The sequence below is a fragment of the Streptomyces racemochromogenes genome (genome assembly GCF_039535215.1).
GTDB lineage: Bacteria > Actinomycetota > Actinomycetes > Streptomycetales > Streptomycetaceae > Streptomyces > Streptomyces racemochromogenes.
Genome location: NZ_BAAAWT010000001.1, coordinates 6,435,507 through 6,457,369 on the forward strand (window position 1 = coordinate 6,435,507; position 21,863 = coordinate 6,457,369).

The 21,863-nt window shown below is 75.4% G+C and carries 19 protein-coding genes; 7 read left to right on the top strand and 12 right to left on the bottom strand.

Annotated elements, in window-relative coordinates; translation table 11 throughout:
- The first annotated feature begins 139 nt into the window (after positions 1 to 139).
- Positions 140 to 1,303 carry an L-cysteine desulfhydrase Cds1 gene (cds1, locus tag ABD973_RS29850; protein WP_185899561.1) on the top strand — a complete coding sequence of 388 codons (1,164 nt, stop codon included), beginning with the start codon at positions 140 to 142 and terminating at the stop codon, positions 1,301 to 1,303.
- Positions 1,304 to 1,311: 8 nt separating this feature from the next.
- On the opposite strand, the gene ABD973_RS29855 is transcribed toward cds1, so the two are convergent.
- The 6 genes from ABD973_RS29855 to ABD973_RS29880 form a co-directional block, all read right to left on the bottom strand.
- Entirely contained in the window at positions 1,312 to 1,800 is a 489-nt protein-coding gene (locus ABD973_RS29855) for an SRPBCC family protein (RefSeq protein WP_345503219.1), read from the bottom strand.
- 97 nt (positions 1,801 to 1,897) lie between these two features.
- Positions 1,898 to 4,393: a right-handed parallel beta-helix repeat-containing protein gene (locus ABD973_RS29860; protein ID WP_345503221.1), complete on the bottom strand. Its 2,496-nt coding sequence runs from the start codon at positions 4,391 to 4,393 to the stop codon at positions 1,898 to 1,900.
- A 148-nt stretch (positions 4,394 to 4,541) separates the two neighbouring features.
- Positions 4,542 to 5,138, bottom strand: coding sequence for an Rv1733c family protein (locus ABD973_RS29865; protein ID WP_345503223.1), 597 nt, complete (start codon positions 5,136 to 5,138; stop codon positions 4,542 to 4,544).
- A gap of 178 nt (positions 5,139 to 5,316) precedes the next feature.
- The gene (locus ABD973_RS29870; protein ID WP_125820192.1) at positions 5,317 to 6,144 is read right to left on the bottom strand and encodes an MOSC domain-containing protein; all 828 of its coding nucleotides are present in this window, start codon (positions 6,142 to 6,144) and stop codon (positions 5,317 to 5,319) included.
- A 101-nt stretch (positions 6,145 to 6,245) separates the two neighbouring features.
- Positions 6,246 to 6,833, bottom strand: a complete 588-nt coding sequence (locus ABD973_RS29875; RefSeq protein WP_125820191.1) for a DUF6643 family protein — start codon at positions 6,831 to 6,833, stop codon at positions 6,246 to 6,248.
- 266 nt (positions 6,834 to 7,099) lie between these two features.
- Entirely contained in the window at positions 7,100 to 8,281 is a 1,182-nt protein-coding gene (locus ABD973_RS29880) for a glycosyltransferase (protein WP_125820190.1), read from the bottom strand.
- Positions 8,282 to 8,648: 367 nt separating this feature from the next.
- Between ABD973_RS29880 and ABD973_RS29885 the strand changes: the two genes are divergently transcribed.
- From ABD973_RS29885 to ABD973_RS29905, 5 genes are all read left to right on the top strand, one after another.
- Positions 8,649 to 9,443 (top strand): glutamate racemase, encoded by a 795-nt coding sequence (locus ABD973_RS29885; protein ID WP_345503227.1) that lies wholly within the window; start codon positions 8,649 to 8,651, stop codon positions 9,441 to 9,443.
- 57 nt (positions 9,444 to 9,500) lie between these two features.
- A complete protein-coding gene (locus ABD973_RS29890; protein ID WP_345503229.1) occupies positions 9,501 to 10,787 on the top strand; it encodes a hypothetical protein in 1,287 nt (428 codons plus the stop codon).
- Positions 10,788 to 11,235: 448 nt separating this feature from the next.
- A complete protein-coding gene (locus ABD973_RS29895) occupies positions 11,236 to 11,751 on the top strand; it encodes a hypothetical protein (RefSeq protein WP_241253137.1) in 516 nt (171 codons plus the stop codon).
- A gap of 53 nt (positions 11,752 to 11,804) precedes the next feature.
- Entirely contained in the window at positions 11,805 to 13,442 is a 1,638-nt protein-coding gene (gene lnt, locus ABD973_RS29900; RefSeq protein ID WP_125820188.1) for an apolipoprotein N-acyltransferase, read from the top strand.
- Between the two features lie 37 nt (positions 13,443 to 13,479).
- Positions 13,480 to 13,953 (top strand): NUDIX hydrolase, encoded by a 474-nt coding sequence (locus ABD973_RS29905; RefSeq protein ID WP_125602550.1) that lies wholly within the window; start codon positions 13,480 to 13,482, stop codon positions 13,951 to 13,953.
- A gap of 15 nt (positions 13,954 to 13,968) precedes the next feature.
- Here the strand turns inward: ABD973_RS29905 and ABD973_RS29910 are convergent, their stop codons facing one another.
- The gene (locus tag ABD973_RS29910; protein ID WP_125820187.1) at positions 13,969 to 14,751 is read right to left on the bottom strand and encodes a trypsin-like serine peptidase; all 783 of its coding nucleotides are present in this window, start codon (positions 14,749 to 14,751) and stop codon (positions 13,969 to 13,971) included.
- 238 nt (positions 14,752 to 14,989) lie between these two features.
- Here ABD973_RS29910 and ABD973_RS29915 point away from each other — a divergent pair, with 238 nt between their 5' ends.
- Positions 14,990 to 16,279, top strand: coding sequence for an ATP-binding protein (locus ABD973_RS29915; RefSeq protein ID WP_125820186.1), 1,290 nt, complete (start codon positions 14,990 to 14,992; stop codon positions 16,277 to 16,279).
- 273 nt (positions 16,280 to 16,552) lie between these two features.
- Here ABD973_RS29915 and ABD973_RS29920 read toward each other — a convergent pair whose 3' ends face one another.
- The 5 genes from ABD973_RS29920 to ABD973_RS29940 all read right to left on the bottom strand — a co-directional run bounded on the left by ABD973_RS29920 (position 16,553) and on the right by ABD973_RS29940 (position 21,846).
- Positions 16,553 to 17,170 (bottom strand): hypothetical protein, encoded by a 618-nt coding sequence (locus ABD973_RS29920; protein ID WP_125820185.1) that lies wholly within the window; start codon positions 17,168 to 17,170, stop codon positions 16,553 to 16,555.
- Positions 17,167 to 18,789: a serine/threonine-protein kinase gene (locus tag ABD973_RS29925; RefSeq protein WP_386381957.1), complete on the bottom strand. Its 1,623-nt coding sequence runs from the start codon at positions 18,787 to 18,789 to the stop codon at positions 17,167 to 17,169. Before ABD973_RS29925 ends, ABD973_RS29920 begins: the two co-directional genes overlap by 4 nt.
- A gap of 126 nt (positions 18,790 to 18,915) precedes the next feature.
- A complete protein-coding gene (locus ABD973_RS29930) occupies positions 18,916 to 20,172 on the bottom strand; it encodes a Tm-1-like ATP-binding domain-containing protein (protein ID WP_125602542.1) in 1,257 nt (418 codons plus the stop codon).
- Between the two features lie 48 nt (positions 20,173 to 20,220).
- Entirely contained in the window at positions 20,221 to 20,703 is a 483-nt protein-coding gene (locus ABD973_RS29935) for an NUDIX hydrolase (protein ID WP_345503236.1), read from the bottom strand.
- A gap of 90 nt (positions 20,704 to 20,793) precedes the next feature.
- Positions 20,794 to 21,846 carry a cation diffusion facilitator family transporter gene (locus ABD973_RS29940; RefSeq protein ID WP_125820184.1) on the bottom strand — a complete coding sequence of 351 codons (1,053 nt, stop codon included), beginning with the start codon at positions 21,844 to 21,846 and terminating at the stop codon, positions 20,794 to 20,796.
- Positions 21,847 to 21,863 lie beyond the last annotated feature (17 nt).

Consider the following 21,863-nt stretch of genomic DNA (forward strand, 5'->3'; position numbering starts at 1 on the left):
GGTGGCGCCGCGTGCAACCGAACGCCCGGGAACGCAGCCAAAAGCGATCCGCATGGAAACCCAAAGTAATCATTTGCGCAGGTGGGAGGGGTACATTTCGAAAGGAGGGGGCTTTGGAAACGACAAAGGAGCAAGGCGCATGAGCACCACCGGCACCACCGGTACACCGGTCTCGAACACGGCCGGGAGCACGGCGGCGACGACGGTCGACATCGACCGCAGCGACGCCGGCTACCGGGCCTGGCTCAAGGAGGCCGTGCGCAAGGTCCAGGCGGACGCCAACCGCTCCGCCGACACCCACCTGCTGCGCTTCCCGCTGCCCGAGGCGTGGGGCATCGACCTCTACCTGAAGGACGAGTCCACCCACCCGACGGGCTCCCTCAAGCACCGCCTCGCCCGGTCGCTGTTCCTCTACGCCCTCTGCAACGGGTGGATCCACCCCGGCCGGCCCGTCATCGAGGCCTCCAGCGGCTCCACCGCGGTCTCCGAGGCGTACTTCGCCAAGCTGATCGGCGTCCCGTTCATCGCGGTCATGCCGAGGACCACCAGCCCGGAGAAGTGCCGGCTCATCGAATTCCACGGCGGCGAATGCCACTTCGTCGACGACCCGATGAAGATGTACGAGGAGTCCGCCGACCTGGCCGCCCGCACCGGCGGCCACTACATGGACCAGTTCACCTACGCCGAGCGCGCCACCGACTGGCGCGGCAACAACAACATCGCCGAATCGATCTACCAGCAGCTGCGCCTGGAGCGGTACCCCGAGCCCGCCTGGATCGTGGCGACGGCCGGCACCGGCGGCACCTCCGCCACCATCGCCCGCTACGTGCACTACATGCAGCACGACACCCGCGTCTGCGTCCCGGACCCGGAGAACTCCTGCTTCTTCGACGGCTGGACCCACCACGACCCGCACGCGAGCAGCGACTGCGGCTCGCGCATCGAGGGCATCGGCCGCCCCCGGATGGAGCCTAGCTTCGTGCCCGGCGCCATCGACCGCATGATGAAGGTCCCGGACGCCGCCTCCGTCGCCGCCTGCCGCGCCCTCGAACAGGCCATAGGGCGCAAGGCGGGAGGCTCCACCGGCACCGGGCTCTGGAGCGCCCTGAAGATCGTCTCCGAGATGCTGGCGGAGGGCCGCGGGGGCAGCGTCGTGACCCTGCTCTGCGACCCGGGCGACCGCTACCTCGACAAGTACTACTCCGACGAGTGGCTGGCCGCCCAGGGCCTCGACATCGCCCCGTACACCAAGACGCTCCAGACCCTGCTGGAGACCGGGGAGTGGCGCGAGCCGCAGGCCTGAGCCGGCTGCTAGGGGGCGGGGCGCGCCGCGAGGCGGGTGTCCAGTGCGCGCACCGCCGTACGGAAGGAGCGGCCGAGACCCGGGCGGGCCGCGGCCAGCGCCAGCCGGACGGGTGCCGGGCCGTCGGCGGCGAACGTCCAGCGGACGAGGGTCCCGGCGGCGCCCGGTCCCGGGGTCAGCAGCCACTCCTCCACCAGGGCGCTCATGCCCGGCGCGTTGGTCTCGTCGACGCGGTAGGCGTAGCGCAGCCCGGGGTCGCGGGCCACCACCGTCTCCCGGAAGCGGACCCCGCCCACCAGCCATATCTCCCGCCCCGCCCCGCCGCCGGTCGGCCGGGCCAGGGTGACCGCACGGAACCAGGCGGGCCAGCCGGTCACCTCGTCCGCGAGGGCCCGGTACACGGTGTCCGGCGCGGCCGCGGCCCGGGCCGTGAAGGCCAGCCGGGTCGGGGCGTGCTCGATGAAGTCCAGCCCCACGGGGCGGAGTCGGCGGGCCATGGCATTACCCCCTGGGGTGCGGCTGAGTCTGCGTGCGTGGCTGCGGGCCGCGCCACCATAGCTGACCGCTCGTCAGAAGTCTTCGCCGGGCGGCGGATCAGCCCTCCGCAGGCAGTGCCGGCAGGTCCTCCGGGAACAGCAGGGTGAGCTCGTCCGTGCCCGGGTCGGCCAGCTGCGCCACCCGGCCCGCGTGCCGCTCCACCATCGCCTCGAAGGTCTGGCGGGCGGTCCGGCCGTTGCCGAACGCCGGGCCCTTGGGCAGCTCCGTGAAGTACTTCAGCAGCGCCTCCCCGGTGCCCTCGCCGAGCCGGTACTCGTGCTCCTCCGCCTGCTGCTCCACGATCCGCAGCAGCTCCTGCGGCCCGTAGTCCCCGAAGGTGATGGTGCGGGAGAACCGCGACGCCACCCCCGGGTTGACCGTCAGGAACCGCTCCATCTCCTCCGTGTACCCCGCCACGATCACCACCACCGCGTCCCGGTGGTCCTCCATCAGCTTCACCAGCGTGTCGATCGCCTCGCGCCCGAAGTCCCGGCCGGAGTCCTCCGGCGCCAGCGCGTACGCCTCGTCGATGAACAGCACCCCGCCCCGCGCCCGGTCGAAGGCCTCCTGCGTACGGATGGCCGTCGACCCGATGTGCTCGCCGACCAGGTCCACCCTCGACACCTCGACCAGGTGGCCCCGCTCCAGGACCCCGAGCGAGGCCAGGATCTCCCCGTACAGGCGGGCGACCGTGGTCTTGCCCGTGCCGGGGGAGCCCGTGAAGACCAGGTGCCGGCGCACCGAAGCCGCCTTCAGGCCCGCCTGCTGCCGCCGCCGCCCGACCTCGATCATGTCGGTGAGGGCCCGTACCTCGCGCTTGACGCTGTCCAGCCCGACCAGCGCGTCGAGCTGCCCCAGCACCTCGCCCGAGCCCCGCGCGGCCCCCGCCGCGGCCGGCTCCGGCGCAGCGGCCGACGGGGCACAGGGGCTCCCGGCGCCGGCCGGGGTGCCCGGCCCGTCACCGGCGCGGGAGGCCGGCACCCGGTCCGCCGGACGCCCCGCGACGTCCTGCGCGGCCGTCGCCGTACGCGGACCCGTGCCGCCGGGCCGCGCCCCCGCGAGCACACCGCCCGCGGCCCGCGCCGCCGGACCCGTACCGCCCTCGTCCCCGGTGCAGCCCTCGGCGAGCGGGCCGTCCTCCGCGAACTCGTAGCCCCCGCGCACACACCGCTCGGTGTGGCACCGGGTCAGGGTCGTGCGGCAGCCGTCGATGACGTGGAAGCCGAAACCGGAACTGCCCGTCACCCGGCAGGCCGTGAAGGTCCCCCGGCCGCCGGCCGACACGTAGAACCCCGCCTCGGCGGCGGAGGTGACCGTGCACCGCTCCACGACCGGATCGGCGCCCTTGGTGACGATCACACCCGTCTGCACGGCGTCGACGGTGCAGTTGGCGAGGGACCCGCCGCTGCCGTGGTCGCGGAACCACGCCCCGGTGCCCGCCTCCCGGATCCGGCAGTCGTCGAGCCGCGCGCTCGCCCCGTCGCTCACCGAGACGGCCGTGTTGCGCACCTGCGAGAGGTCGCTGTCGACCACGTCCACCCGCGAGCCCCGGTCCAGCACGAACAGCGCGTCCGGCACGTCGTGCAGCCGGCAGGACTCCAGCGAGGCGGTGGCCCCGTCGCTGACCCACACCGCCGGATAGTCGCCCGTGCTGTCGTGGATCTCGCAGGACTCGGCGTCGACCCGGGTCCCCGGGTCCCACACCGACAGCCCGTTGCGCCCGAACCGGCGCACCGTGGTGCGGCTGAGGGTGAGCACCGAACGGGACCGCAGGTCGACGGCGTTCTCCGGGATGTCGTGGATGTCGCAGCCGGTGAGCGTCAGCACCGCGTCCGTGTCGAGGGTGACCCCGTCGGCGGACGTGCGGTGCACCGCGCAGTCGGTCAGCCGGGCCGCGGCCCGCGCGGCTACCTGCACACCCGCGCCCTTGACCTCGTAGCCGAGCGCCTCCAGCCCCGAGCCCTCACCGGTGACCGCGATGCCCGCGCCGACGGCGTGGTGGATCCGGCAGCGCTCCAGGCGCGGGTGCCCGCCGCGCACCGACACCCCGGCCTGCCCGGCGACGACGACCTCGCACTCCTCGAACACCCCGCCCCCGCCGTCCAGCACGGAGATCCCGACCCCGGCCGGATTCTCCACCGTGCACCGGCGCACCAGGGGCCGGGCCCCGCCGCGCACCTCGATGCCGGACGACGAACGGGTGTGCACGCGCAGGTCGGTGAGCTCGGGCGAGCCCTCCTCGACCAGCAGCGCGGGCGCCGCCCGGTCCGCGCCCTCCAGGTACAGGTCCTGGACCACGGCCGAGGCGCGCACGGTCAGCGCCACCCCGTCGAGCGGGGCGATGCGCACCGACCCGGCGACCGAGCCCTCGGGCCCGCGCAGGGTGACGGCATGACGCAGGATCAGGTTTTCCCGGTAGGTGCCGGGGGCGATGGACAGCACGTCCCCGTCGCCGGCCGCGGCGAGCGCGGCGGTCAGCGTCGGATACTCCCCGGAACGCCGCCGCCACCGCGAGGTCCCGCCGTGCGTCACCTGGACCGTGCCCTGAGCCATCGTGCTGTCGTGCCCCCACCCTGGTACTCGCGCTGCCGGACCCGCGGCAGCGACCGGAGGGCCGGCAGCGGCCGAAGAGACCGAAGAGACCTGAGCGACCCGGCCTCCGGCTCCACGGTAGCGCGCGAAGGGCCGGTGAGTGGCCAGGTCAACTGCCCGCGCCCGCCCGGCCCCAGTCCGGTCCCGCCGCCGCCCACGCCCGGTCCAGAAGCGTGTACCGCCGATGCATGAGCCGGCGTACGACCAGCCGCCGGACCGTCTCCGCCAGCGCGGCCGCGGTGAGCGCGGCGGCCAGACCCGCGGCGCCCGCGTGGAAGGAGGCGGCGGTGGGATCGAGCGGCTGCCCCACCAGCCGGCCCCGGGTGTCGGTCCATATCCGGAACCGGTCGCCCGCCCGCGGTGGTTCCTCCGCCGCCGGGACCGTGCCCTGGTGGCTGCTGCCGTCGGGCGCGGTCCAGGCGGCCACGATCCTCGTCCGCTCGGGCGCCTGCCGCTGCGCCGACGGGTCGGCCGCGCCCGGCGCGGGCCGCACCACCACCGCCGGGACCAGGTACCGCTCGTGCCGCTGCTCGCGCGCGGCCCGCTGCAAGGTCCCGTCCACCTGGAGGCCCGCCACCCAGCCGACGGCCGGAGCCACCAGCAGCACGCACACCAGCGCGGCGAAGGCCACCCACGCCTCGAAGAGATCGGTCGGCCTGCGCAGCGGATTGCGCCGCCAACGCCACACACCCATTGCTGTCCGCACGGTCCGGCTCCCCCTGCCCCATGCCCGGTCTACGTCTTCGTCCGCCGTCCTGAATGCTCCAACGGCCCCGTGCGGCCCGATGGTTCCAGTGGACGCCAGGAGCCCCTCGAAGGTGTCATTCCGTCTGCCCGCCGTGGTCAGCGGCGGGGGTCGGGACCTCCGGGTGCGGCGACCGCTCTCACTCCAGGACGCGCACCTCGTCGCCCACCCGGACCGTGCCCGTGACGACCGGCACCAGCTGGCGTCCGAAGGCCAGCGACTTCCCGATCCGCCGGTGCCGGGCGAGGGTCTTCAGCGGCTCCCGCCCGCGCTCGGACGTCCGCTGGTCGGTGGTGGTCACGATGCAGCGGCCGCATTCGCGCACCCCGCGGAAGACCGCGTCGCCGATCGCGATGCGCCGCCAGCCGTCCTCGGCCCAGGGCGCGGCGGGACCGCCGACCACCAGATTGGGCCGGAAGCGGTTCATGGGCAGCGGGCCCTCCTCCGGGTGCTCGCCCTGGGCGATCAGCTCGTTGAGGGCGTCCAGCGAGGCGCTGGTGGCCAGCAGCAGGGGGTAGGCGTCGGCCAGGCTGACGGTCTCACCGGGCAGGGCGTAGTCGGGGTCCACGGGCCGCCGGACGGCCGGGTCGTCCATGTGCACGAGGCGTGCGGGCCGGCCGAGGTAGGCGGTGAACCACTCGGCGGCGGCGGACGCCGCGACCACCGTCTCGACCTTCTTGCCGAAGAGCACGACCGGCTCCAGCGGTCCGGGCTCCGGAACCTCCACGACGAGACCGGGCATGCCCGGTCCCGACAGCTCTATCCCCCCGCCCGGCAGCGGGCTCGCCGAGGCCAACGCCAGCCGCGCCTCCTGGCGTTGGGTGATGACCGCGCCCGTCGCGTCGACCACGGCCCAGCGGCGGTCCCCGGCCGGCCCCCAGGGCTCCACGACGATCTCGTCGGGAGCGGCCCCCGCCACCGACTTGACGGGGTGGACGTGCAGCGACTGGACATACAAGTTCGGCATGGGGGCATTGTGACAGCTGCCCCCGCCGGCCCCCCAACGACCGCGTGCACCGTACACGGTGCGCGGGACGCCGGCGGTGTCAGCGCCGGCGTCCGCCGGGATCAGTAGGCGCGCTGCTGGTACTGGCGCCCGTACGGGTCCTCGTACGAGGGGACGCCCGCCGCGGACGCCACCGGCGCCATGGTGGGGGCCATCGTGGGGGTCATCGGCGCCACGGGGGCCATGGGGGCCATGGGGGCCATCGGCGCCATCGGGCGCGGAGCCGCCGGGCGCATGGCCTCGTACCCCGTGCCCATGGCGGCCGGACGGGGCTGCTGGGGTTGCGGCTGCGGCACGTACCCGGCCCGGGCGGCCACCTGCTGCTGCGGGATGTACGGGGCGGGCGCGTGCTGAAGCGGAACCGGCATCTGCTGCGGTTGCGGAGCGGGCTGCTGCGGATACCCGTAGCCGTACGAGGGCGCCGGCAGCTGCGGTGCGGCGGGCGGCAGGGCGGGCATGGAGGAGGGCAGGGCCGGCAGGAAACCACCGCTCGAGTAACCGGCACTGGGGGATTCGTAGGCGGCCGGAACGCGGATCGGGGCGATCTGCGGAGTACCCCGCTCGGCCACGAGGGAGTCGTAGATGGGGGTGTCCGGGAAGGAGGGCGCGGAGTAGTAACCGCCGCCATAAGTGGAGCGGGGGGAGGTCATGGGAGACAAGTTAAGCCCACGGCTTCACCGGGTCCATAGCCAGGTGCCGCCAACACCGCGCTGACCTGCATATTCCCAGGTCAGCGCCACAGCTTTCACGAGACGTTCACCTGCACGATTCGTCACTTCCGCCCCGTCTTGCTGCTACTCGTACTCGCCGGTTGGCCTTTGCACGCACCTGATGCTGACGCTCCGTCACAACGCGGTGACCTCGGATGACGTGCCCTCAGGCGGAGGAGATCCGAGCCCCGGCCGCCCGGCCGGTTTCAGGCGTCGCTGGGACGGGCATAGGTACGGCCCTTCCAGGCGGCCCCGCGCCCCCGGTAGTGCTGGACGGCCGAGTCGACCGTCATCAGCAGGTAGAGCAGCGCGGTCAGCGGCAGCAGCGGGGCGAACGCGGCCGGCAGCCGGTAGTAGCGCAGCATCGGCAGGTAGGTCCCGGTCATCAGCAGCCAGGCGAGCCCCCCGGCCCAGGCCGCGGCGGCGCTCCCGGCCGCGTGCCCGCCCGCCAGCCCCGCGAACAGGGCCGCCGGCGGGACCAGGTACACCAGCGCCAGCCCCGCCACCGTCCCGGCCAGCAGCAGCGGCTGGTGGCGGAGTTGGGCGTACGCGCTGCGCGACACCATCCGCCACAGGTCCCCGAGGGCGGGGTACGGGCGCACGCTGTCCACCCGCTCCGCCAGCCCCAGCCAGATCCGCCCGCCCGAGCGCTGGACGGCCCGGGCGAGCGAGACGTCGTCGATGACGGCCTGCCGGATCGAGTCCGGGATCCCCGCCCGCACGGCCGCGTCGGTCCGCAGCAGCACGCAGCCGCCGGCCGCCGCGGCGGTCCGGGAGGCGGGGCGGTTGATCCGGCGGAAGGGGTACAGCTGCGCGAAGAAGTACACGAAGGCGGGCACGACGAGCCGCTCCCAGAAACCGGCCACCCGCAGCCGGGCCATCTGGGAGACGAGGTCGAGGCCGGCGCTGCTCGCGGCGGCGACCAGCTCGCGCAGGCTGTCGGGCTCGTGCGCGATGTCGGCGTCGGTGAGCAGCAGGTACTCGGGCCCCCCGGCCGCGGCGGCGCGGGCCTCGCCGATGCCGTGCCGCAGCGCCCAGAGCTTGCCGGTCCAGCCGGGCGGTGGGTCCCCGGGGGAGACCACGGTGAGGGGGAGGCCGGGCTGCTCGGCGGCCAGGCGGCGGGCGAGCTCGGCCGTGCCGTCCGTGCTGCCGTCGTCGACCAGGACGATCCGCGCCTCGCCGGGATAGTCCTGCGCGAGGAGCGAGGGCAGGCTCAGCGGGAGCACCCCGGCCTCGTCCCGGGCCGGGACCACGATGGCGACGGAAGGCCAGCGGGCGGGGGCGGTGCGCGGGGGGAGGCGGACGTCGGTGCGCCAGAACATGCCCTGGGCGAAGGTCAGCCAGAGCCAGGCGGCGAGGGACGCGCAGGCGGCGATGAGGAGGCCCATGGCGGCAGTGTGGCCGAAGCGGCGCGGCGTGTCCCGGTCTTCCGCGCGAGTCGCGCTCCGCGCCGGGGGGCGGGCCGGACCGTGCGGGCCGGGCCGTGCGGGCCGGGCGGGCGCCGGGGCGGGGCAGGGGCCGGGGCGGGGCGGGGGCCGGGCCGGGCGAGTCGGGCGGAGGGGCGTGGTGCGCGGCACGGGGCCGGGGATCACGTGGGGGCCGGGTGGGTGCCGGGTGCCGGGTCGGGCGGGCGCCGGGCGGAGAGTCGTGGTGCGTGCGGAGGAGCAGGGCTGGGTGGAGGGCGCCCGGGCGGGGCGGGGGTCGGGGCCGCGGGGGGATCGGGGGCGGGACGGGCGCGTCGACTAAAGTGACCGGGTGAAGATCGCGCTCATGGACTCGGGAATCGGCCTCCTCGCTGCGGCCGCCGCGACGCGTCGGCTGCGGCCCGACGCCGATCTGGTGCTGTCCTCCGACCCCGACGGGATGCCCTGGGGGCCCCGTACGCCCGCCGGCATCACCGAGCGCGCCCGCGCCGTGGCCCGGGCCGCCGCCGCGCTCGCCCCGGACGCGCTGATCGTGGCCTGCAACACCGCCTCCGTGCACGCCCTCGCCGCCCTGCGCGCCGAGCTGGAGCCCGGCATCCCCGTCATCGGCACCGTCCCGGCGATCAAGCCCGCCGCGGCCGCCGGCGGACGGGTCGCCATCTGGGCCACCCCCGCCACCACCGGCAGCCCGTACCAGCGCGGGCTGATCCGCGACTTCGCCGCCGGGGCCCGCGTCACCGAGGTGCCCTGCCCCGGGCTCGCCGACGCCGTCGAGCACGGCGACGAGGAGGCCGTCGCCCGCACCGTCGCCGCCGCCGCGGCGCTCACCCCGGCCGACGTCACGGACGTGGTGCTCGGCTGCACCCACTACGAACTCGTCGAGGAGTCCATCCGGGCCGCCCTCGCAGCCCGTACCGGGGGAGTGGAGCTCGTCTACCACGGCTCCGCCGAGGCCGTCGCCGTGCAGGCGCTGCGCCGCATCGGCCTCGAACCCGCGCCGGACCTGCCCCGCACCGGCGGCCTGACGGTGCTGCACAGCGGCCGGACCTCCACGCTGCCCGACGCCGCCCTCGGCTACGCCGAAGGCCGCCTGCTCGCGGACCGGCAGCAGGCCCACCAGCACTGACGCGGCGGGCGGCAAAAGGCGGTTACAAGGTCCGGGCCGGGCTCGCATACTGGGCCCGTGATTGCCTATGCCAAGCACCTGCCCGCCGGTGTGGTACCGGCAAGTAATGTGCGGACATGGGGCGTTGAGGAGTCCGAGCGCTTCCGCAAGGCCCGGACCCCCGTCATCTTCGCCCCCGCTGCGGGGAGTTGGTTCCTCGCTGTCCTGGTGACCGTCTCACTCGTGCTGGTCCTCCGCGACGTGGAGCCGGCCGCCGCGGTGGGCACGGCGTGGCGGTTCTATCCGGCGGCCGTGCTGCTGGTGGCCCTGCCCCTCTGGTACCGGTTCCTGCCCGGCGCGGCCGCGGCGGCCGCCGCCCTGCTGGTGGCGGAGTCGGCCACCGCGCTCTCCAGGGGGCCGGGGGCGGTCCTCGTGTGCCTGTCCGCCGCGTACGCGCTGGCCGGGGCGCTGCTGCGGATGCGGTCCCGGCGGGCGCAGGAGCGGCTGGCCCTCGCCGCCGCCGGACCGGCCCGCTACCCGCTCCCCGACCGGCTGCCGTCCGGGCAGGAGGGGCGCGGGAACACCCGGATCATCGTCGGGGCGCTGCTCTGCCTCGCCGCCGCCGGGATCCTCGGGGACGGCCTGGTCGAGGACCTCGGGACCGGCCCCGGCGACTTCCCGTACGACGCGGTCGGCCAGCAGCGGGTGGCCCTGGTCCTGCTGGTGCTCGGGAGCACCCTGCTGGGCCGGGGCTGGGCCGCCGACCTGGCCACCCGCCGGCTGTACGAGCACGACCAGCCCGCGCTGGTCGTCGGCGTACGGATCTCCCCCTCGGGGCACTTCTGGCTGCTGCCCGACGCCGACGACACGGCGGGGCGGCCGCTGCTCTGCTACCGCCCGGCCACCCGGGACACCCTCGGGGGCGCCCGGCTGCTGGCCGCCGGGACGGCGGGCCTGCCGCGGGGCGGGCTGCACGACGTCGACGGCCGCGCCGAACCCTTCGAGGCGCTGCTCCACGGGGTGCCGCGCGAGGGGGCCGAGGTGGTCCTGGAGTGCGCCGTGTACGAGGGCTACGGCAGCACCATCACCTGCCAGGTCACGGGCGCGCCCCTGCTGCCCCGCCGGCGCCACGGCCTGGGCCCCTGGAACCCGGCCGGGGTGTCCTACCGGGAGGCGACCCGGGGCCGGCGGGAGCAGGAGGAGGCGCGCCGCAGGGAGGCGGGCCGCGCGAAGAGCGCGAAGAGCGCCAAGCGGGCCACGGCCACCGGCACCACCGGCACGACGGCCGCCGGCGGCTGCGGCGGGGGCGGCGGAAGCTGCGGCGGCGACGGCGGCTGCGGGGGCGGCTGCGGAGGCTGCGGCTGACCCCCGGCCCGGGGCCGGGGCCGGCCGGCCGGGCCCCGTTCGAAGCCCGGGCCGACGGCTGTCCCGGGCTCGGCCTCCCCGCCGCGGACCGGCCGGGCCCGGCTCGACCGAGCCCGGCTGAGCCGCACCCGGGCATGCCTGCCATGGCGAGCCGGACCCTGGGTGCGCCGGCGCTCGGCTCCGTTGCGGCCGGACTCAGCCGGACTCCGGGCATTCCTGCGTTGGGCTCGTCTGCGGCCGGCCTGAGCCGGCCCCCGGACGCGCCTGCGCTCGGCCGGGCCGGCCCCCGGCCCCGCAACGGGCCCCCGGCCCCGCAACGGGCCCCCGGGGCCGTCCCGGCCCCAGGTTCGGGTCAGGCGGGGCGCGGGCGGGCGTCTGGCGGGGGGCAGGATGCGCCGACTGGCGCAGGGGGGTGGCGGGGATGCGGAACGTGGGTACGCTGCTGCTCATGACGGGTCACCCAGCGGGCCCCCTCTGGACGGGCCGGGCTTCCAACCGCGTGCAGTGGCTGCTGGCCGCGGCCGGTGCGGCCTGCCTGGCCCTGGGCGTGGAGCTGGCCGTCGACAACTCCTGGACCGCCGGGTTCGTCCCGCTGCTGATGTCCGTGATCGGCTGCCTCGCCGTCGGGCTCCTCATCCTCTTCGGCACCCTCGCCTTCGTGCACGTCGCGGTCACCGTCGACGCGGAGGCCCTGGAAGTGCGCTGCGGCCACATCGGCCTGCCCCGCCGCACGATCCGCCTCGCGGAGGTCGCCTCCGCCGAGTTCCTCCCCCGCATCACCCCCCAGCAGTGGGGCGGCTGGGGCTACCGCTGGCGCCCCGAGAAGGGCACCGCCGTCATCGTCCGGCGCGGCGAGGGCGTCGAGCTGCGGCTCGGAGACGGCAAGCTGTTCACGGTCACCGTCGACGACGCCGAGAACGCCGTCCGGGTCATCCGCACCCACCTGCGCGCCCTCGCCCGGTAGCGTCGAGCGGCTCCTTACCGGCCCTTGGGGCACGGGGACGTACACTCCGCCAGATGAGCAGCAGTGTCACCCGCGCCGCCGAGAGCGAGCCCTCGCAGCCCGCCGGACGGACCGCGGCCGTCGCCCCCTCCGAAGCCGCAGCCGAAGCCGGCGCCTCCCCGCGCCGGGAGGAGCACAAGGCCGCCTGGCTGGTGCGCTCCGCCCTGGCCGGAGCCGCCGGAGTGCTGCTCTACCTCAGCTTCCCGCCCCGCCCCCTGTGGTGGCTGGCCCCCTTCGCCCTCGCCCTGCTCGCCGGCTGCCTGCGCGGCCGCCGCGCCCGGGCCGGCTTCGGCCTCGGCTTCCTCTTCGGGCTCGGCTTCCTGCTGCCGCTCCTCGTGTGGACCAGCGAGGGCGTCGGCCCGGTCCCCTGGATCGCCCTCGTCACCCTCGAATCCCTCCTCATCGGCCTCACCTGCCTCGGCATCGCCCTCGTCGGCCGGCTGCCCGGATGGCCCCTGTGGGCCGCCGCCGTCTGGACCGCGGGCGAGGCCCTGCGCGCCCGGGCCCCCTTCGGCGGCTTCTCCTGGGGCAAGCTCGCCTTCGGCCAGGCCGACGGCGTCTTCACCCCGCTCGCCGCCGTCGGCGGCACCCCGCTGCTCTCCTTCGGCGTCGCCCTGTGCGGCTTCGGCCTGTACGAGGTCCTGCGCACCTCCCGCCGCGACCCCCGGCGCGGCGCCGCCGCCCTCGCCGCGCTCGCCGTCGCCGCCCCCGTCGGCGCGGGCCTCGCGGCCCGCCCGCTGGTCTCCGACGCCGCCGAGGACGGCACGGCCGTCGCCGCCGTCATCCAGGGCAACGTGCCGCGCGCCGGCTTCGACTTCAACGCCCAGCGCCGTCAGGTCCTCGACAACCACGCGAACCGCACCGTCCAGCTCGCCGAGGACGTCAAGGCCGGCCGCGCCGCCAAGCCGGACTTCGTCCTGTGGCCGGAGAACTCCTCCGACATCGACCCGTTCACCCAGCCCGACGCCCACGCCGTCATCGACAACGCCGTCAAGACCATCGGCGTACCCACCGCGATCGGCTCCGTCCTCGCCCCCGAGACCGGGCCGCTGCGCAACACCATGATCCTCTGGGACCCGGTCAAGGGCCCCACGGACACCTACGACAAGCGCAAGATCCAGCCCTTCGGCGAGCGCATCCCGATGCGCTCCTTCGTCCGGCTCTTCAGCTCCGACGTGGACCGCGTCCGCCGCGACTTCGGACCCGGCAAGGAGCCCGGCGTCTTCGACATGGCCGGCACCGGCGTCGGCATGGTCACCTGCTACGAGGCCGCCTTCGACGACGCCGTCCGCTCCACCGTCCGGGCCGGCGCCCAGGTCATCGCCGTGCCCAGCAACAACGCCACCTTCGGCCGGACCCAGATGACCTACCAGCAGCTGGCCATGGACCGCATCCGCGCCGTCGAGCACAGCCGCACCGTCCTCGTCCCCGTCACCAGCGGCGTCAGCGCCGTCATCCAGCCCGACGGCAAGGTCACCCGGCAGACCGAGATGTTCACCGCCGACGCCCTCGTCGCCGAGATCCCGCTGCGCTCCGGGCAGACCCCGGCCACCCGCCTGGGCCCGCTCCCCGAATACGCGCTGCTCCTCGTCGCGGCCGGCGGCCTCGGCTGGTCGCTGACCCGCCGGGTTCGCGCCCGCCGGGCCGCATGACGACGGCCGCCGCCACCGGGCCCCGTAGGGTCGCGGCATGACCACACCCGAGTACATCCGCGAGATCAGGGAGAGCGGCGCCGGCCACCGGCTGCTCCTGCTGCCCGGCGTCACCGCCGTCGTCGTCGACGACCTGGGCCGGCTGCTCCTCGGGCGGCGGGCCGACACCGGGAAGTGGTCCCTGGTCGGCGGGATCGCCGAGCCGGGGGAGCAGCCCGCGGGGACGGCGGTGCGCGAGGTGTACGAGGAGACGGCCGTGCGGTGCGTCCCCGAGCGGGTGGTCCTCGTCCAGATGCTCGCACCGGTCACCTACCCGAACGGCGACGTCTGCCAGTTCCAGGACATCACCTTCCGCTGCCGCGCCACCGGCGGCGAGCCCCGCTCCGCCGACGGGGAACTGCTGGAGGCGGCCTGGTTCACACCGGACGCCCTGCCCCCGCTGGAACCTTTCGCCCTGGACCGCATCCGCCGCGCCCTGACGGACGGGCCGGCCTGGTTCGAACCCGCCTGATCCGAAAGACACCGCCTAGCCGGCCGCCTCGCGGTACAGGTCCAGGGCCGTGGTGCCCATGACCGCGCTGTAGGAGACGTCCGGGACCGTGCCGCCGCCCTCGTGGCCGCCCAGGACCCCGGCCAGCGCGCCGCCCGCCAGCCAGGGGCTGCCGCTCGTACCGCCGCTGAGGGCGGGGCAGTCGATCCGGCGCTGCGTGGCGGAGAACAGGCTCGTCGCGTTCGCGCAGCGCAGCGGGGCCTCCTCGGTGCTCGGGTAGCCGACGACGGTCACGGTCACGTCCCCCGGCTGCCCGGTGGCCACCGGGAAGCCGCCGACCGCGTCCTCCACCTTCCCCGTCACCGCGCCGTCCGCCGGGGCGACCGTCGCGAAGGCGATGTCCGCGTCCGGGTCCTCCCCCTCGGTCCACGCCGGGGCCGTGAACACGCCGGTCACCCGCCACAGCCCGTACGGGGCCCCGCCGTCCCGGTAGCCCGGCGCGAAGACCGTCCCCTCCGGGTGACCCAGGCAGTGCGCGGCGGTGGCGATCACGTCACGGCCGGCGCTGCGCACCACGGAGGCCGTGCAGAAGTGCCCGCCGTCCGTGCCGCCCGCGAACAGGGCGCCCACCCGGGCCGCCGTGGCGTCGTCGCCGGCGCGCACGGTCACGCCGAGCGGCGGCAGCGCCTGCGCCTCGGGGAGGTCCAGGCTCAGCAGGGCGGCCGTCGAAGTCAGCGCGAGCAGGACCCGCGCCGCCCGCCGGGCGCGGGCACGGGAGCGGGGGCGGCCGGCCGGTCGGGGGAGGGTGCGAGGGATCATGCGTCCGAGCCTCCCCGGCGAAACTGTGCCCGGAGCCCGGTGTCCCGTATGAATCCCCTGTGAATCGGCGGAACCGCCGAAGGCACGCCCGTCCCGGGCGGGCGGCTTCGGCGGAACGCACCGGTCTATGGACGCCGCGGCGGACTTCCGGGCCCGCTGTTGTGCACCGCGGTGCGTGATCGCCGGGCCCACCCGCCCCTAGCCTCGCCGCAGGAGCACGAACGAGGGGCGGTACCGAGTGAACTGGCTCATCCACGACTACCGCGAGAGCGATCTCGCGGCGGTGGTCCATCTCATAGACACCACGGCCGAACTGGGCCAGGAGTCCGTCTTCTCGCTCGCCGAGTGCATCAGCGCGCTGACCGACCGGCAGCCCTGCGTCGTCGCCGTCCACCAGGGCGTCCCGATCGGCGCGGCCCTCGCCAGCGTCACCGGGGAGCGGGCCTGGGTGATGCGGATCGCCATCGCCTCCGGCTGGCGCGGCCGGGGCCTGGCCAGCGCGCTCCTCGTCGAACTGGAGCGGCGCCTGATCGCCGCCCGCGTCGGCCGGATCGCGTACGTGCTGCCCGAGGAGGACCTGCTCGGCGAGGGCCTGCTCAACGCCGGCTACACCCGGCAGCCCGCCGTCGCGTACTTCGAGAAGACCGAGCCCCTGCACGGCCCGGCGGCGGGCCTCCTCGACGACCTCGGCGGCCGCTTCCTGCCCAACGACCTGTGGGTCAAGGTCGCCGGCATGGAGACGGAGAAGGAGCTCATCGAACGCCGCGTGGTCCTCCCGCTCGCCGAACCGGAGCGGGCCGCCGCGCACGGGGTCCGGCCGCCGCGCGCGATCACCCTCTTCGGGCCGCCCGGCACCGGCAAGACCACCTTCGCCCGCGCCATCGCCTCCCGGCTGGGCTGGCCCTTCGTCGAGCTGCTGCCCTCCCGCCTCGCCGACGAGGGCAACCTCGCCGCCGCGCTGCGCGTCGCCTTCGCCCGCATCGCCGAGCTGGAGCGGGTCCTCGTCTTCATCGACGAGGTCGAGGAGATCGCACCCGTACGCACCGAACCGGCGCAGCCGGGCGGCATCCACGGCGTGACGAACGAGCTGCTCAAGCTGATCCCCGGCTTCCGGGAGGGCGACGAGCGGCTGCTGGTCTGCGCGACGAACTCCATCCGCTCCCTCGACCCGGCCTTCCTGCGGCCCGGCCGCTTCGACTACCTGATCCCCATCGGCACCCCCGACGCCGGGGCGCGCGCCGCCATCTGGTCGCGCTACACGGCCGGGCGGACCGGCGTGGACGTGGCCGCGCTGGTGGCGGCGACCGAGCTGTTCACCCCGGCCGACATCGAGCACGCCGCGCGGATCGCCGCGCAGGTGTCCTTCGAACGGGACCTGGAGTCGGTGGGCGCCCGCGGCGCGGCGGCCGCGCAGCCCGGCGCCGGCACGGAGGACTACCTGGCGGCCGTGGCGCAGTGCAGGCCCACGGTCACCCCCGCGATGACCGGCGAGTTCCAGGCGGACATCACCGCCCACGCGCGGTTCTAGCCACCAGACCTCCGGACGGGACCCCGTCCGGACCGGGAGCCGACCGGCGCCGTCCCGCCGGCCGCTCCCCACAGGCACCGTCCCCCGGTTGCGGCGGGGGACGGGAACGCGAAACGGCCCGCGGCCGCTCCCCGAAGCGGCCGCGGGCCTTCCGCGCGGACTCGGCATGCGTGCGGGACGGCCGCGTTCCGTCGGGCCCGACGTCAACCAGCGCGGCCCGTGCCGCGGCTTCGGCCGGACGGCCACACCCGCCCCGGCCGGAAGTACGGGGCCCTACCGGGGGCACCGGTAGGTGAACTCGGCCGCCGCCGTCCGCTCGACCGGCGAGACCAGCTGGAGTTCGGCCCTCGCCGGGTAGCTGCCGGTGCCCTGGAAGGTCCACAGCAGGTGCAGCGTGGCCTCCTTCCGCCCGGCGGGGACCCGCTCCGTGAGCTCCTCCGAGCGGGTGCCGTCGCTGCGGACCCAGCGGTAGGTGAGGGTTCCGGGGCGCCCGTTGGTGCGTACGACGGCCACCACATCGGCGGCCGCCCCGCACCCGGGACCCCGCGGGTCGGTGGAGACCGCCACCTCCCGCACCTCGACGGCCGGCCCGAACCGCTGCCAGGCCAGGTAGCCGAGCACCGCAGCCAGTACCACGGCCGCCAGGGTGTACCGCCGCCATCCGCCCCCGCGACGCGCGGCCGTCCGCGGCCCGGGCGGAGCGGCGGGCACCAGGGGGAACGGCGGCGCCATGGCCGCCGTCACCCCGGGCCCGAACCGCAGCACGGAACCCTCGACCCGGTCGGGCGCGGCGTCCGCCGGGGGCGGCGGGCCGCTGAACCAGTGGCTGCCGAGCACGGTGGCGCTGTACTCGTCGTCGGCGGGGTCCTGCGGGACACGGGGATCGCTCATCGCGGGACCTCCTGGTCCTGGCAGCGGTACAGCAGTGCGGAGGCGGAAGCGGAGCCGTTCGCGGCCGCCGGCCTGGTGGTGACCCGGACCCCGCCGTAGCAGCCGTGGCCCCGGCTGAAGGTGTGCGCCTGGACCACGGAGGCGAGGGAGCCGGCCTGGACGACGACGGTGTCGGTGCCGTCGGGCACGGAGTACGCCCCCTGCGTGTCACCGAGGAACCACTGCAAGGTCACGGTGACGGGCCCGCTGCCCTGGGCCGACAGCGAGACCTCCGCCTGCCCGCGGTAGACCCCGGGCTGGAGCGTGACGCTGAGCTTGTCCACCCGCAGCGTCGGGGTCGGCGTCGGGGTCGGCGAGTGGCTGACCGTCGGCGTCGGCGTCGGCGTCGGCGTCGGGCTCGGCGACGGGCTCCAGCTCGGGGAGGGGGAGTGCGTGGGCGTCGGGGAGTGCGAGGGGCTCGGCGACGACGACGGCGAGGGGCTCGGTGAGGCGGACGCCGAGTGCGAGGCGGACGGCCCCGGCGCGGGCGTGGCCGGCCCCGGCGTGGCCGGGCCCGTCGTGGCGAAGTCGCTGAGCGCGGAGGCACCCGGCGGGGTACCGGCGCCCGCGTCCGTCGTGAACACCAGCACCGCTCCCAGTACCAGCGCCAGGCCCGTCGCCAGCCAGCCGCCGCGCCCCGGCGCCCAGCCCGAACCGCCGCCGACCGAGGTGGTGGCCACCGCGGTGGTGCCGGCCGCCGCGCCGGCCGCCGACGGGAACAGCAGCGGCAGCAGGGCCGCCAGCGCGGCCAGCTTGCGCTGCCCGCGCTCCTCCCACTGGGGCCCGTAGGCGGCCACCGCCACCGCCTCCAGCTCGGCCACGAACGCCTCGGCGTTCTCCGGGCGCTGCTCCGGCCGTTTGGCCAGGCCCCGCCGGATGAGCGGCCGCACCGGCTCGGGGGCCTCGGTCTCCGGGACCGGGGCTTCGATGTGCTGGACGGCGAGCTCGGCGAAGCTCGCCCCGTCGTACGGTTTGCGGCCGGTCAGGAACTCGAAGAAGGTCGCGGTCGCCGCGTACACGTCGGCCGTCGGCGAGGCCGGCCGGCCCTGCCACTGTTCCGGCGCCATGTAGGCGGGGGTGCCCGCCACACCGGGGGTGGTGCCGCGGCCCGCCGCGATCCCGAAGTCCACCAGCTTGGAGGAGCCGTCGGGCGCGACCAGCACGTTCTCCGGCTTGTAGTCGCGGTGCACGACGCCCGCCCGGTGGGCCGCGGCCAGTCCGAGCAGGGAGCCCTTCAGCACCACCAGGGCGGCCTCGGCGTCCGCCCGGCCGGTCTCCCGCAGCACGGCGCGCAGGGAGATCCCGTCGACCAGCTCCATCACGATCGCCGCGCCGGCCGGGGCCTCCACGTACTCGTACAGGCCCACCACGTACGGCGACACGAGCCCGCCCAGCAGCCGGGCCTCGGCGCGGAACTCCCGGACGAAGGCGGGGTCCTCGCGCATCCGGTCGCTGAGGTACTTCACCGCGACGGCCGTGCCGGTGGCGTCGTGGAGCGCGAGCACGACCCGGCCGCTGCCGCCCGCGCCGAGTTCACGGACCTCGGTGTAACCGGGTACCGTCCAGCCGTTGCCCATCATGCGCCCCCGTCCGTGGCGTCACCGGCCGCCCGCGGGCGGCCGGCCGGTCGTCCCCCGACCGGCCACCTGCTGGGACACTTTTCCGCCACGGCCGGTTCCCAATCCGGCGCGCGTCCCGCATGCCGGTCAGGCCGCCGCCGACACCGCCCCGATCATCGCGTGCAGCCGGTCGGCCGCCGCCCGCCCGAAGGACGGGTCGTTGATGTGGGTGTCGTAGTCGAACAGCCGGGCCGCACTGCCCCGCAACCCCTCGCGCAGCGCCGAGAACAGCGCCAGGTCCGCACGGGGGTCGTGGTACGGGCCGCCCGGCGCGCCGAGCGTGGACAGCCCGCGCAGCGGGACGCAGACCGCCGTCGGCCCGGTCGCGGCGCGCAGTTTCGCTGCGACCCGCCGCCCCAGCTCCGCGCACTCCGACTCGGTCGTACGGATCACCGTGATCGAGGGGTTGTGGACGCGGACCCGCCGGTAGCGGGCCCTTTCGGGCAGGCTCTCCAGCGGCCCGAACTTCACCATGTCCAGCGCCCCCAGGCTCACCACCTGCGGCACTCCGGCCCGTCCGGCGGCGCTGAGCCGGTCGGGGCCGGCGGTGAGGATGCCGCCGCACAGGTCGTCGGCGAGCTCGCTCAGGGTCAGGTCCAGCACCCCCGCGAACACCCCCTGCCCGGCGAGGGTCTCCAGGGTGCGGCCGCCCGCGCCGCTGACGTGGAAGACCAGGACCTCGTACCCCAGCTCCTCCAGCCGCTCCCGGGCCGCGTCCACGCCGATGGTGGTCACCCCGGCCATGCTCGCCGCGACCAGGGGCCGCGAGCCCGAGCCCAGGCGGGCCGGCCTGCTGCGGTCCAGCGCGGCGCGCGCGTAGCCCTTCGCCATCCCGGCGACGGCCTCCGCGGCGTTGGCCAGCACCGGGGCCGAGACGCTGTTGATCCCGGCGATGTCCACCACGCTGTACATCATCGTGATGTCCGCCGAGCCCACGTACGGGGAGACGTCCCCGGACGCCATCGAGGAGACCATCACCTTCGGCACGCCCAGGGGCAGCGCCCGCATCGCCCGGGTCGCTATGGAGGTGCCGCCGCTGCCCCCGATCGCGAGGACGCCGTGCAGCCGGCCCTCGGCGTGCAGGCGTAACAGGGTCGCCTCGGCGCCCCGGGCCATCGTGGTCACGGCCGCGCCCCTGTCGGCGGCCGCGCGCAGTTCCGTCAGGTCCGTGCCCGCCGCCCGCGCCACCGCTTCGCGCGGCACGTCGGCGGGCACCCGGGGTTCTCCCATGATCCCCGTGTCCACCAGCACCACTTCGACGCCGGCGCGCAGCAGCCTCTCGCGCAGCCAGCCGTACTCGACACCCTTGGTGTCCAGGGTTCCCACCAGCACGACGTTCGTCATATGTGCAATGTCCACGCAGGTGGGGTTTGTTGGCAAGTAAAGGTCAGGTCAATCCGCCAATAGTGCCAACAATCGTTCCAGGAACGGAATTTGACCGACAATCAGCTTGTTCCGTGCGATCGGGGGAGTGAACCAGGCCACCCGGTCCAGCTCGGGGAACTCCCGCTCGACCCCCGAGTGCGGGGGCCACTCCATCGTGAAGGTGCCCGGCACCGTCAGCGCCGGGTCCAGGTCCGCCTCCACCGCCCAGATGGTCACCAGCTTCCCGCTGCTCAGCCGGACGTCCCCCAGCGGCAGGTAGTCCCCCTCCGGCGGCGGCACCCCCAGCTCCTCCGTGAACTCCCGGCGGGCCGCGTCCCGGGGCGTCTCGTCGGGCCCGTACTCGCCCTTCGGGATCGCCCAGCCCCCGGCGTCCCGCCCGGCCCACAGCGGACCGCCCATGTGGCCGAGCAGCACCTCGACCCCCTGCTCCGCGGTCCGGCGGAACAACAGCAGGCCGGCGCTCTGCCTGTACCTCTTCGCTTCCGTCACGGAGGCCATACATGCCCCGCCGGCGCCCCGCTCAGTGATCGGGGCGCCCATCGGGGCGTCCGCCGGTGCGCGTGCGTCGGTGCGCGTGCGTCAGTGCGCGTGCGGGCCCTCGCGGTGCACCGGCCCGTGGGCGTCCGCGCAGTGCGGGTCCGCGCCCGTGTCCTCACCCGGCCGGCCCACCGACAGCAGGGCGTCCTGGACGTGGTCGACCTGGAGGGTGGTGTGCGTGATCCCGTACTCCTTCGCCAGCAGCAGCTCCAGCTCCCGGCGCACCGCGTGGCAGTCGCCCGCCGGCTCCACCAGCACGTGCGCGGACAGGGCCGCCTGCCCGGAGGTGATCGTCCAGATGTGCAGGTCGTGGACCTCGGTCACCGGCACGTGGGCGACGAGGCGGTCGCCGACCGCGTCCGGGTCCACGTGCGCCGGCGCGGCCTCCAGGAAGATCCGCCCCGACTCCCGGACCAGCCCGTAGCCCGCCTTCACCATCAGCACCACCACCACGAGCGTGGCGATCGCGTCGGCCTGCACGAAACCGGTCGTCAGCACGATCAGACCGGACACCGCCGTCCCGATGAAGGCGAACAGGTCGTTCAGGATGTGCTGGTAGGCGCCCTCCACGGCCAGCGAGGACCGGTTCGCCCGGGAGATGCACCAGGCCGCGCCCACGTTCACCACGATCCCGGCCAGCGCCGTCACCAGCACCAGCCCGCCCTCCACCGGCGGCGGGTCCAGCAGCCTGCGCACCGCCTCGTACGCCAGCCACACCGCGAGCAGCAGCAGCGTCAGACCGTTGGCCTGCGCGGAGAGTATCTCCGCCCGCTTGAGGCCGTACGTGAACCCGCCCCGCGCCGGACGTGCCGCAAGCCGCATCGCGATCAGCGCGAGGACGATCGAGACGGCGTCCGTCAGCATGTGCGCGGCGTCGGAGATCAGGGCCAGCGAATGGGCCATCACGCCGATGACCACCTCGACGGCCATGAAACCGCCGATCAGGGCGAGCGCGATCGCCAGCCAGCGGCGGTCGGCGTCCGGGTCCACGCCGTGGCTGTGCCCGCCCGGACCGTGGCCGTGCCCGTCGTGCCCGTGCCCGGCGTGGCCCGCCCCGGTGTGCTCGTGCGCGTGGTCGTGGTCGTGCCGGCTCATGGCTTCCCCCGTTTGTT

What these genes read in the sequence shown, in the direction of transcription:
- lnt (WP_125820188.1), top strand. Translation starts at nt 11,805, where the DNA reads ATGAGCAGCAGTGTCACCCGCGCCGCCGAGAGCGAGCCCTCGCAGCCC.
- ABD973_RS29880 (WP_125820190.1), bottom strand. Translation starts at nt 8,281, where the DNA reads ATGGGCCTCCTCATCGCCGCCTGCGCGTCCCTCGCCGCCTGGCTCTGG.
- ABD973_RS29905 (WP_125602550.1), top strand. Translation starts at nt 13,480, where the DNA reads ATGACCACACCCGAGTACATCCGCGAGATCAGGGAGAGCGGCGCCGGC.
- ABD973_RS29855 (WP_345503219.1), bottom strand. Translation starts at nt 1,800, where the DNA reads ATGGCCCGCCGACTCCGCCCCGTGGGGCTGGACTTCATCGAGCACGCC.
- ABD973_RS29870 (WP_125820192.1), bottom strand. Translation starts at nt 6,144, where the DNA reads ATGCCGAACTTGTATGTCCAGTCGCTGCACGTCCACCCCGTCAAGTCG.
- ABD973_RS29875 (WP_125820191.1), bottom strand. Translation starts at nt 6,833, where the DNA reads ATGACCTCCCCCCGCTCCACTTATGGCGGCGGTTACTACTCCGCGCCC.
- ABD973_RS29925 (WP_386381957.1), bottom strand. Translation starts at nt 18,789, where the DNA reads ATGATGGGCAACGGCTGGACGGTACCCGGTTACACCGAGGTCCGTGAA.
- ABD973_RS29910 (WP_125820187.1), bottom strand. Translation starts at nt 14,751, where the DNA reads ATGATCCCTCGCACCCTCCCCCGACCGGCCGGCCGCCCCCGCTCCCGT.
- ABD973_RS29860 (WP_345503221.1), bottom strand. Translation starts at nt 4,393, where the DNA reads ATGGCTCAGGGCACGGTCCAGGTGACGCACGGCGGGACCTCGCGGTGG.
- ABD973_RS29895 (WP_241253137.1), top strand. Translation starts at nt 11,236, where the DNA reads ATGACGGGTCACCCAGCGGGCCCCCTCTGGACGGGCCGGGCTTCCAAC.
- ABD973_RS29930 (WP_125602542.1), bottom strand. Translation starts at nt 20,172, where the DNA reads ATGACGAACGTCGTGCTGGTGGGAACCCTGGACACCAAGGGTGTCGAG.
- ABD973_RS29940 (WP_125820184.1), bottom strand. Translation starts at nt 21,846, where the DNA reads ATGAGCCGGCACGACCACGACCACGCGCACGAGCACACCGGGGCGGGC.
- cds1 (WP_185899561.1), top strand. Translation starts at nt 140, where the DNA reads ATGAGCACCACCGGCACCACCGGTACACCGGTCTCGAACACGGCCGGG.
- ABD973_RS29920 (WP_125820185.1), bottom strand. Translation starts at nt 17,170, where the DNA reads ATGAGCGATCCCCGTGTCCCGCAGGACCCCGCCGACGACGAGTACAGC.